Raw genomic sequence first — 10,985 nt, 5'->3', positions numbered from 1 at the left:
CCCTCCGGGCGCTTCGTTCTTTCGTGTTCCCAGCTTATCAGATGTTTTCCGCTCCGTTTCCGGCGCTTCGTTCATCCAACTCGCTGGCGTCTTCCGGGGTTTGATGCCCCGTCCGACGTTTCAAACTCTAGCCGATCCCCGCTCCGAAAAGCCAATCGGCCGCAATCCGATAAAACGAACACGCCGAATAAGCACCGAGCCGCACCGCGCAAAGCGAAACGACCGGCACGAACCGGAAGTGGTGTTTCAGAGGATTGGCCGCCCCGGGACCGTCCGCGCGGACGCGTGTCCGGTGCTCCCTGCCGAGCGACTAGGAAACACTACCCCTCTGGGGCGCTTCGCGCAAACCGCTCCCGGGGACCGTCCGGGTGCAGACCGCCCGGCCTGCCTTCACGTACTCACCGTTCGGGTGGTCGTTCCCGTCGACCCATCGGCGTGCGGTGGCCTCGTCACGGCCGCCGTCGAGGTGGCGGCGCAACAACCGTTCCTCGCGGACGGCGTCATCGGCATGGACGTACCAGAGTTCGCGCAGCAGTCGGCGGGCGTCCGGCCAGGGGGTGTCGGCGGAGGCGAGGTAGTTGCCCTCGGTGATGACCAGGCGGGTGTGCGGACGGACGACGTGGCGGGCGGCGACCGGCTCGTCCAGGGTGCGGTCGAAGTCGGGGACGTAGATGTCCTGGAAGCGGTCGGCGGCGATCCGGCGCAGCAGGGCGACGTAGCCGTGGGCGTCGAAGGTGGCCGGAGCACCCTTGCGGTGGGCCAGGCCGACGCGGTCGAGCTGGGCGGCGGAGAGGTGGAAGCCGTCCAACGGGACGTAGGCGGCGGTGCCGGGACCTTCGACGCGTTCGACCTCGGTGACCAGGTGGCGGGCCAGGGTGGACTTGCCGGCGCCGGGCGGGCCGGCAAGTCCGAGGATCGTACGGGCGTTGCTGCCCGGGCCCCGGAGGAATCCGAGGGCGAGAGCGGTGAGGCGGTCCTCGTTCATGGCCGCACCCTACTCACTCGTCACTCGCTCGTTCCGGGCTTCGGAGAACCGCTGAGGACCGGGCCCTGCGGAGGGAGCCGACGAGTCGGAGCCAGCGAGGACGGGCGGCTCAGGTGAGGGCGGGGGATTCCAAGGTGAGGGTGCCGGCATCGGCATCGAGCAGGGCCGGGACGCCGAGCGGCACGGTGAGAGAGGACGGGCAGTGCCCGAAGCCGAGTTCCCAGAGGACGGGAACGCCGAGGCCGCCGAGGCGGTCGAGCATGACGTCCCGGACGCGTTCGGGCCGTCCGCAGCCCTCCCAGGAGCCGAGGGCTATCCCGGCCACGCCGTCGAGGGCGCCCGAGCGCAGGAACTGGGTGAGCAGCCGGTCGAGCTGGTACGGGTGCTCGTTCACGTCCTCGAGGATCAGGATGCCGCCCGTGTACGAGGGGCGGGCGGCGGGTGTGCCGCGCTCGGCGGCGAGCACGTGGACGCACCCGCCGGCGGTGACGCCGCGGGCGCGGCCGGGGACGAGCGCGGTGGCGGTGGGTGAGGTGAGGACGGTGGCGGCGGCGGGATCGAAGAGGGTCCGGCGGAGGTGTTCGGCGGTGGGGCCGTCGTTCACGAAGGAGGCGCTGGAGGCCAGCGGTCCGTAGAGGGTAGCGAGGCCGAGACGCTGGGCGAAGGCCTCGTGCAAGGAGCTGACGTCGCTGAAGCCGATGAAGGGCTTGGGCCGGGCCGCGCGCATCGCGGTCCAGTCGAGCAGTTCGACGATGCGGTGGACGCCGTAGCCGCCGCGGGCGCAGATGACGGCGTCGACGGTGGGGTCCAGCCAGGCGTTCCGGAGGTCGGCGGCGCGGTCGGCGTCGGTGCCGGCGAGGTACCCGAGGGTGGGGTGAGTGTCCAGGACGTGCGGACCGACGGTGACGCGCAGGCCCCAGGAGCGGAGGATCGCGCAGCCTGCGGTGAGGCGCTGGGGGTCGATCGGGCCGCTGGGGGCGACGACGGCGATGTGGTCGCCGGGGCGCAGATGAGGCGGGCGGGTCAGTCCCTGGCCGGGCGAGGTCGGGTTCTGGTCCATGGGCCGGGCCTTTCGGGCGAGGAGGGGCGGTGGGCGGCCTCGAGGCGTGGCCGGGGCCGCCCGGTGACGATATGCCCCTGCGTCAACCGGCCGATGTCCGTGGCGTGGGCGGCCTGATGGCGCTTCAGGCAGCCTGGGCGGTGCTTCGGCTCGGCCGGAGACTCTTCAGACCGCTCCCATCACCTCCCGTACCTCGGCGAGGGTGGCGTCGGCGACGGTGTTGGCCCGCTCGGCGCCGTCGCGCAGGACCTGCCGCAGGTGGCCCCGGTCGGCGGCGAGTTCGGCGCGTCGGGCGCGCAAGGGGCGGAAGTGCTCGTTGACGGACTCGGTGACCGCGCGCTTGAGCGCGGCGGCGCCGCCGTCGCCGATCTCCTCGGCGATCGTTTCGGGGGTGCGGTCCTGGCAGAGCGCGGCGAGCAGGAGCAGGCCGGACACGGCGGGACGGTTCACCGGGTCGTAGCCGATGCGGCGATCGGCGTCGGTCCTGGCGCCGCGGACGATCCGGGCGGTCTCGTCCTCGGTGGCGCCGAGCGGGATGGCGTTGCCTCGGCTCTTGCTCATCTTGCCGCCGTCGGTGCCGAGCAGCATCGGGGCTTCGGAGAGGAGAGCCTCTGGGCGGGGGAAGACGGCGCTGCCGTCGGCGTGCGGGTAGCGCTCGTTGAAACGGCGGGCGACGGTGCGGGCGACCTCGAGGTGGGGCAGCTGGTCCTGGCCGACCGGTACGAGGTCGGCCTTGCAGAACAGGATGTCGGCGGCCTGGTGCACGGGGTAGGTGAACATCAGTCCATTGACGGCGGCCTGGCTGGAGTGGGCGATCTCGTCCTTGACGGTGGGGTTGCGGCTGAGTTCGGCGACGCTGACCAGGCTGAGGAAGGGCAGCAGCAGCTGGTTGAGGGCGGGGACCGCGCTGTGCGCGAAGATCGTGGCGCGCTCGGGGTCGAGGCCCGCCGCGAGGTAGTCGAGGACGAGGTTCTCGGTGTGCTCGGCGAGCCGGTCGGCGAGGTCCCGGTCGGTGATGACCTGGTAGTCGGCGACCAGGATGAACATCTCGACGCCCTGGTTCTGGAGGCGGACGCGGTTCCGCAGGGTGCCGAAGTAGTGGCCGAGGTGGAGCGGGCCGGTGGGGCGGTCACCGGTGAGCACGCGGTGGGCGGTCGGGTCGGACATGACGGCGCGGGCGGGGGCGACGGTCATCGGGGTTCTCCCTCGGTAGGGCGGTGGTGGCGGCCGTCCGGGGCGAGGGGCCCGTCCTGCGGAAGAAACGCAGCAGGGCCGTCCATCCCGGACGGCCCTGGTCAAGCGAGTGGGATGGCCGTCCTAGGACGGCCACCAGCACAGGCCCGAGAAGCGCTTCATGGGCCCAACGATAGCGGGCACTGCCCCCGCTGGTACCGGCTTTTGCCGGTGAGCGCAGGCGACGGCCGCGAGTCGGCTCGGCCGGAATCCCGGTACTGAACTCAAGGGCTCCGCCGCCAGGGGCAGTTGAGCCGACACGAGCGGTAGGAAGCGGAGACGGCCCCGCTGTGGTCGCGCGTACACGCCCGGGAACGACGCTTGGAGCTGGTCGCGCGGTGCGGGAGGATCGTCGGGACCGTCCGCCGAAGGGCCCGCCGATGACCTCGCTCCATCCCGCCGCCACCGACCCGTCCCTGCCCGGCCCGCCCTCGGACGGCGCCGACTCCTCACCGACGGCCGCCGCACCGCCCGCCGTGAACGTCGCGGCCGTCGCAGCCGTTGGGGAAGCCACGGATGTCACCGACATCCCGGCCTCAACCTGCGGACCGGGCGCGGTTTCCGTGCCGGGCTGCTCGATCGCCACGGCGGCCGAAGGCGGCGCGACCGCGTCCGGCGGGGCCCGGCAGGGCCGCCCCTGCCGCCACGACTCGGTGCCGCAACCACGGACCAAGGAGGACTCGGAGGCCTGCCTCGTCGCGGCCGCCGGTCCGGCCCCGGCCCCGGTCGTGAGTCCGGAGCGGGATCCGGCGGTGAGTCCGGAACGGAATCCGGCTGCGGCGGAGGGCGATCCGACGGCGGCGCGACTGCGGGCCGCGTTCGCTGACCGGCTTCGGGCCGCGCGCGCCGAGGGACGCTCGCTGGCCGAACTGGCGGCCGCTTGTCGACGGCCGGTCGAGGAGGTGCGGACGCTGCTCGGCGAACAGCCCGGGCACGACCGCGATGGGGAGGACGTTCCGGTCATCGAGACCGATCCGGGATTCGTCCGGCTGTCGCAGCCCACCGTGCCCGACGCCAACTGGAGTGCTCCGGCGCCGCGTTCAGCGCGGGCCGAGTTGCGGAGCTTCGGCTTCCGGCGGCCGGCTCCCTCGCGCCGGCTGCGCCGGATGCACCCGCAGGCCGGCCGGACCGGGCAGGAGGCGGCCGCACGGGAGACGGCCGCGACCGGCCTGGTGGGAGTCGAGCCGCAGGAGTCGGGACGGTCAGGTGCGGCGACCGGCGTAGCGGGACCGGCGGCTGACCACACCGCCCCGGCCGAGCGAGCGGCACCCGTCTTCGTGGCCTCGTCGGAGGCGGCCTGGTCGGGGGCTTCGACGGGCGCTTCAGCCGTACTCCGCGGTGGGCCGGAGGCGGGGGCCGAAGTGGCCCGGGCCGAACCGCCGCTCGGCGTCCTGATCGGCGGCAGCCCGAGCGAGCCCGAAGCCGTCGGCCGCTCGGAGGAGCGGACGCCGGTCCGGACGACCGCGGAGCCGATCCGGGTCGGACGGGGCACCAGCCTGGTGGTGCTGCCCTCCTGGCGTCCCGCCATCGCCGTCTCGGTGTCGACCGAGCAACTGCTCACCGAGACCGGGCTCACCGTCGAGCAACTGCCCCACGCCCGGCTGACGGTGATGATGAACCCCTGGGCACTCCACGACCGGGAGCTGGACCTGCACGGCTGGACGGCCGGTCCGGCCGGCGGGCGGGGGCGGCGGCGCGGCGGGCACGGGTAGCAGCGTCGGTCCGGTGGGTCGGGTCAGCGCGTCGGGTCAGCGGGCAGTCGGGGCGTTCGGGATGTAGCCGAGGTCGACGGGCACCGGAGGACGCCCGTCGACCGACCAGCCGGCCCGGACCGCCTCCAGCAAGTCCGGGAGCCGGGGCGGCCAGAGCGCGTCGGCGTTCTCGTCGGCGAGGTCGGCCGGAGTCCACCAGCGCCAGTCGAGGATCCGGTCCTCGGCGTGCACCGCGCTCACGTCACCGACCGGACCGCGGTGCGGTCCGTTGGTGAGGTAGATGTGCTCGTGCTGGCGAACCGGGGTGCCGTGCCAGGTGAAGTCGTGCTCCCAGGTGCAGAGCAGCGGGCCGGGTTCGAGGTCGGTCCAACCGGTCTCCTCCCACAGCTCGCGCCGGGCGCCGGCCAACGGACTCTCGCCCTGCTCCACCCCTCCCCCGGGCATGGTCCAGTGCACACCGACCTCGTCGTTGTCCGAGCGGAGCAGGAACACCGAGCCGTTCCCGTCCAGGACCACCGTCCGGGCGGCCTGCCGGGGAACGCGCTTGCGGGATCTCAGCAGATTTCGCACCGGGACACTCTGGCAGCGCCCGGCCGGGGCGTCGAGCGGATTCACGATCCGGCCACTTGCTCGAACCGGTGATCAGCCGAATTGTGAACCACTGAACGGCTGAACGGCTGAACGGCTGAACCGCGCCGAGGGTGCGTGTCTTGGCCCTGCCCGACTCGCTTCTTCGCGCGAGGGGCACGCGGCCGGTTCTCGGCCGTACTCTGGCCGCCATGCCCGTACCCTCGATCATCTTCCCCTCCGATCCGCTCCACCCGGGCCGGCCGGACCCGCACTTCGCCTGGGAGGCCAGGGTGTTGCAGGAGTTGGGCGGCGAACACCACCTGGTGGACCACGACGCGCTGCTCGCGGGGCACGCCGAGGAGGCGGTCCGCCGGGTGCCCCGCGGCAGCGGCCCGCTCTGGTACCGGGGTTGGATGCTCCCCTCCGCCCGTTACGCCGAGTTCGCCGCGGCGCTCACCGCCCGCGGCGGCAATCCGCTGACCAGCGCGCCCGGTTACGCGGCCGCGCACGAACTGCCCGGCTGGTACGCCGCGTTCGAGGGGGCCACGCCGTCCAGCGTGTGGATCCCGTCCGCCGGGGCGGCGGCACCCGGGCCGGCGGAACTGGCGGCGGCCGTGGCCCGGCTCGGCGGGAGCGGGCCCGCGATCGTCAAGGACTACGTGAAGTCGCGCAAGCACGAATGGCTCGAGGCCTGCTACGTACCGGAATTGGCCGACCTGGCGGCGGTCGGGCGGGTGGTCGGGCGGTTCGTCGAGCTGCAGGGCGAGTTCCTGGCCGGCGGGGTGGTGCTGCGGCGGTACGAGGAGTTCGAGCGCGCGGACGGCGAGTCGGACGGTGCGGACCGGCGAGCTGTGGAGGCCCGGGTGTGGTGGCTGGACGGGCGACCGATCCTGGTCGGGCCGCACCCGGACAACCCGCGCCTGCGGGTCGAGCCGGACCTGACCGGTGTCCCCGCGTTGGTGCGCCGGCTCGGCTGCCGCTTCGTCACCACCGACCTCGCCAGCCGGGCCGACGGCTCCGGCTGGCGGGTGGTCGAGGTCGGGGACGGGCAGGTCAGCGACCTGCCGCGCGGGATCGACGCCGCGGGGCTGCTGACTTCGCTGATCACTGCCTGAGGCCGCTGCGGCGGCGCGGACGTCTGACGGCCGTGGGCCTTCTCGGCCGGGTTGTGGGATTCCGGGGGCCCGGCAACGTCGGCCGGCCCCCGGAATCCTGACCGTCTACCCGGCGGTTACCGCCTCGGCCGCCGGGTGACCGTCCGCGATGAACGCCTGCCACAGTCGGGCGTACGCGCCGCCGCGGGCGAGCAGTTCGGTGTGGGTGCCGTCCTCGACCACCCGGCCGTGGTCCAGCACGACCACGCGGTCGGCACGCTCGGCGGTGGTCAGGCGGTGCGCGATGACCAGCGTGGTACGGCCGCCGCTGAGGCGGTCGGCGGCCTGGTTGACCGCCGCTTCGGTGGCCAGGTCGAGGGCCGCGGTGGCCTCGTCCAGCAGCAGGATGTCGGGGTCGACCAGTTCCGCCCGGGCCAGGGCGATCAGCTGGCGCTGGCCCGCTGACAGGTTGCGCCCCCGCCCTGCGACCTCGTGGTCGTAACCGCCGGGCAGCCGGACGATCATGTCGTGTGCGCCGACCGCCCGGGCCGCCGCCTCGACCTCGGCCGCCGAGGCGTCCGGCCGGCCGTACGCGATCGCCTCGCGGACCGTGCCCGCGAACAGGTACGCCTCCTGCGGCACCACGCCCAAGCGGTGACGGTACTGGGCCAGGTCGTACCGGGTAAGGTCCACGCCGTCGACCCGGACGGTGCCGGCCGTCGCGTCGTAGAACCGGGCGACCAGCTTCACCAGCGTCGACTTCCCCGCGCCGGTCTCGCCGACCAGCGCCACCGTCTGACCGGCGGGAATGTGCAGGTCGACGCCGCTCAGCACCTCCGGGGCACCGTCCGCGCCGCCGTTGTAGGCGAAGCCGACGCCCTCGAAGTCGATCTCGCCCCGCAGCCCCTTCGGCACCGGGACCGGATCGGCCTGCTCGGCGGTGGTGGTCGGGGTGCGCAGCAGCTCGCGGATCCGGCCGAGGCCCACCGAGGCCTGCTGGTAGCCGTCGAACACCTGCGACAACTGGTTGACCGGGGCGAAGAACAGGTCGATGTAGAGCAGGTACGCGACCAGCGCGCCGACCGTCAGCGTCCCGGCGTCGACCCGGGCGGCGCCGACGATCAGCACCAGGGCGGCGGCCACGCTGGAGAGGAACTGGACGAAGGGGAAGTAGAGCGAGATGTAGAGCTGCGCGCGGACCCGCGCCTCCCGGTAGGCGATGCCGCGGGCCACGAAGCGGTCGGTGTTGGTGTCCAGGCGGCGGAACGCCTGGACGATCCGCATGCCGGCCACGTTCTCCTGCAGGTCGGCGTTGACCGTGCTGATCAGGTCGCGGGAGCGCTCGTACTGGTCCCGGGACTTCTTGCGGAACACCAGCGTCGCGATCACCAGCAGCGGCAGCACGGCGAAGACCACCAGGGCCAGGCCGGCGTCGATGATCAGCAGGGCGGCGAAGATCCCGGCGAAGGTCAGCAGGCTGACCACGGCGGTGACCATGCCGGTCTGCAGGAAGGACGTCAGCGAGTCCAGGTCGGTGGTCATCCGGGTCATGATCCGGCCGGTCAGCTCGCGCTCGTAGTAGTCCAGGCCGAGCCGGTTGAGGTGGGCGAAGATCTTGAGCCGGAGTGCGTAGAGCACACGCTCGCCGGTGCGGCCGCTGACCCGGTTCTCGGCACCCTGCACCAGCCAGTCCAACAGGACCACGACCAGCGCGGTGATCGAGGCCACGGCTACTCCGGCCATCATGCCCTTGCGGACGCCCTCGTCTATGCCGTGCCGGATCAGCACCGGGAGCACCAGGCCGGCGCCCGCGTCCAGGGCGACCAACAGGAAGGCCAGGGCCAGCGGGGCGCGGAAGGGGCGCAGCATGCGGCCGAGGGTGAAGTCGGGATCGCCGGCCTCGGCCTCGGCGCGGGGGATGCCGGGGGCGTCGGAGGCCGGCGGGAGGGCGGCGACCCTGGCCATCAGGTCGGGGTCGGCGGTGCGGGCCGCCTTGGCGAGGGCGGGGGTGACGGCGGGGGTGACGGCGGGCGCGGGAACGGGGGGCTCTTCGGCCCGGCTGCTCTGGCCGGGCTGCTCGTTCCGGTTGTCCTGCCGGTCGTGGTCGGCGTCAGCGACCTGGGCGGACTGCTCGGCGCGGCCGGGCTGGTCGAGGTGACCCGACTGGTCGGGGTGACCGGACTGGCCGGTGCGGCCGGCGGCGGCGGGCTGGGGCCGGGAGGCCGGGTTGGGGATGCGACCGGCCTCCGGGTCGGTGATCAGCGCCCGGTACTGGGGACATCGGGCTTCGAGTTCCTCGTGGGTCCCGATGTCCAGCAGTCGGCCGCGGTCCAGGACGGCGATCCGGTCGGCGAGCTGGAGGGTCGAGCGGCGGTGGGCGATCAGCAGGGTGGTGCGGCCGGTCATCACCGAGCGCAGCGCGTCGTGGATCTCCGCCTCGACCTGCGGGTCCACCGCCGAGGTGGCGTCGTCCAGCAGCAGGATCCGCGGGTCGGTCAGGATGGCCCGGGCCAGGGCGATGCGCTGGCGCTGGCCGCCGGACAGGGTCAGGCCCTGCTCGCCGACCTTGGTCTCGTAGCCGTCCGGGAGCGCCCGGACGAACTCGTCGGCCTGGGCGGCGGCCGCGGCGGCGAAGACCTGCTCGTCGGTGGCGTCCGGCCGGCCGTAGGCGATGTTGGTGCGGACCGACTCGGAGAAGAGGAAGCTCTCCTCGGGGACGATGCCGATCGCCGCACGGACCGAGTCCAGGGTGAGGTCGCGCAGGTCATGGCCGTAGAGACGGACGGCGCCTGCGGCCGGGTCGTAGAAGCGCGGCACCAGCTGGGCCACCGTCGACTTGCCGGAGCCGGAAGCGCCGACCAGGGCGAGGGTCTCGCCGGGGGCCAGCGTCAGGCTGAGGCCGTGCAGGACGGGGGCCGGGTGTTCCGGGTCGTAGCGGAACTCGACCTGGTCGAACTCCAGGGCGACCTCGCGGGTCCGCGGGCCGACGGCGGTGCCCGTGGGGGTTCCGGCCGGGGTCACGTCCTGTGCGAGGTCGAGGGTGAGCGCGTCCGGGCGCTCCTGGACCAGCGGGCGCTCGTCGATCAACTGCAGGACGCGCTCGACGCCCGCCCGGGCCTGCTGGCCGACCGTGATGACCATGGTCAGCATCCGCACCGGGCCGGTCATCTGGGCGACGTACGTGGAGAAGGCGACGAAGGTGCCGAGCGAGACCTGTCCTTCGACGGCCAGCCAGCCGCCGAAGGCCAGCACGGCGACCTGGGCGAGGGCCGGGATCGCCTGCATCGCCGGGTTGTAGCGGGCGTTGAGGCGAATCGACCGCAGCCGGGCGGCGAACAGGTTGCGGGAGGCCCGCTCCAGCTTGTCCCGTTCCTGCGCCTCCTGGCCGAAGCCCTTGACCACCCGGACACCGCCGATCGCGCCGTCCACCACGCCCGCGACGGCGGCCGCCTCCTGCTGGGCGGCCCAGGTGGCGGGGAACAGGCGCTTGCGGCTGAGCACACTGATCCACCACAGCGCGGGGGCCATGACCAGGGCGATCAGGGTCAGCGGCGGGGACAGCCAGAGCATCACGGCCAGCGACATCACGAACATCAGCAGATAGCCGGTCATCATCGGCAGCATCGAGAGCAGGCCGTTGATCAGCTGGAGGTCCGAAGTCGCGCGCCCGACCACCTGCCCGGTGTCCAAGCGGTCCTGGCGGTGGCCGTCGAGCCGTCCGAGCGAGCGGAACAGGTCGCTGCGCATGTCGTGCTGGACGTCGAGGGCGAGCTGCCCCCCGTAGTAGCGGCGGACCTGGGTGCAACCGAACACGACGACGGCGGCGAGCAGCAGCACCACCGCCCACGGCACCAGCGAGCGGCTGTGGGCGACTATGACGTCATCGATGATCAGCTTGGTGACCAACGGCACCAGCGCGGTGACCGCCATGCCGACGAGCGAAGCGCCGAAGGCGAGCAGCAGGCTGCGCCGGGACCGCCAGCTGTAGCCGACCAGTCGGCGCAGCCAGCCGTCGGCAGCGGCCTGGGCGTCGGGGTGCGGTTCGGGCTGCTGCTCGACGAGCGTGTCCGTGAGCGGCTCGGGGGCCACCGGGCCGCTCGGGGATTGCTCCACCGTGGATCCGTGAGTCTCAGGCATATTTAGGGATGCTAACCATTTCGTCGGATGGTCGCCATGGCATTTCCGGCGGCCGGGGCGGTCGGCGCGGACGCCGAGGCGGCCCGGATCGTCCGGTCCGGCGGACTGGGCAACAGTCTGCGGCCTGCGCTGATTCCCACCCGGGGTGACCGCGCTCCGCGAGTCCGCCACACCTCCAGGGTCACCGACGGGCC

7 protein-coding genes are annotated in these 10,985 nt (G+C 73.1%); 2 read left to right on the top strand and 5 right to left on the bottom strand.

From position 1 onward, the window contains the following. Positions 1 to 310: 310 nt before the first annotated feature. The 3 genes from ACZ4WV_RS09215 to trpS all read right to left on the bottom strand — a co-directional run bounded on the left by ACZ4WV_RS09215 (position 311) and on the right by trpS (position 3,239). The gene (locus tag ACZ4WV_RS09215) at positions 311 to 985 is read right to left on the bottom strand and encodes a nucleoside/nucleotide kinase family protein (protein ID WP_465744385.1); all 675 of its coding nucleotides are present in this window, start codon (positions 983 to 985) and stop codon (positions 311 to 313) included. A 109-nt stretch (positions 986 to 1,094) separates the two neighbouring features. Continuing rightward, entirely contained in the window at positions 1,095 to 2,045 is a 951-nt protein-coding gene (locus tag ACZ4WV_RS09210; RefSeq protein ID WP_465744383.1) for a S66 peptidase family protein, read from the bottom strand. A 165-nt stretch (positions 2,046 to 2,210) separates the two neighbouring features. Beyond that, complete coding sequence (trpS, locus tag ACZ4WV_RS09205) at positions 2,211 to 3,239, bottom strand: tryptophan--tRNA ligase (protein WP_465744381.1); 1,029 nt, start codon at positions 3,237 to 3,239, stop codon at positions 2,211 to 2,213. A gap of 419 nt (positions 3,240 to 3,658) precedes the next feature. On the opposite strand from trpS, the gene ACZ4WV_RS09200 reads away from it, so the two are divergent. Next, on the top strand, positions 3,659 to 4,990 hold the full coding sequence (locus ACZ4WV_RS09200; protein ID WP_465744380.1) for a hypothetical protein: 1,332 nt from the start codon (positions 3,659 to 3,661) through the stop codon (positions 4,988 to 4,990). 36 nt (positions 4,991 to 5,026) lie between these two features. On the opposite strand, the gene ACZ4WV_RS09195 is transcribed toward ACZ4WV_RS09200, so the two are convergent. Then, positions 5,027 to 5,560 (bottom strand): NUDIX hydrolase, encoded by a 534-nt coding sequence (locus ACZ4WV_RS09195; protein ID WP_465744378.1) that lies wholly within the window; start codon positions 5,558 to 5,560, stop codon positions 5,027 to 5,029. A 209-nt stretch (positions 5,561 to 5,769) separates the two neighbouring features. Between ACZ4WV_RS09195 and ACZ4WV_RS09190 the strand changes: the two genes are divergently transcribed. Then, positions 5,770 to 6,675, top strand: coding sequence for an ATP-grasp domain-containing protein (locus ACZ4WV_RS09190; protein WP_465744376.1), 906 nt, complete (start codon positions 5,770 to 5,772; stop codon positions 6,673 to 6,675). Positions 6,676 to 6,780: 105 nt separating this feature from the next. Here the strand turns inward: ACZ4WV_RS09190 and ACZ4WV_RS09185 are convergent, their stop codons facing one another. Beyond that, a complete protein-coding gene (locus tag ACZ4WV_RS09185; protein WP_465744374.1) occupies positions 6,781 to 10,791 on the bottom strand; it encodes an ABC transporter ATP-binding protein in 4,011 nt (1,336 codons plus the stop codon). Positions 10,792 to 10,985 lie beyond the last annotated feature (194 nt).

The sequence above is a fragment of the Kitasatospora sp. NPDC029312 genome, from assembly GCF_055569215.1.
This window is presented reverse-complemented; position numbering and strand designations above follow the sequence as displayed.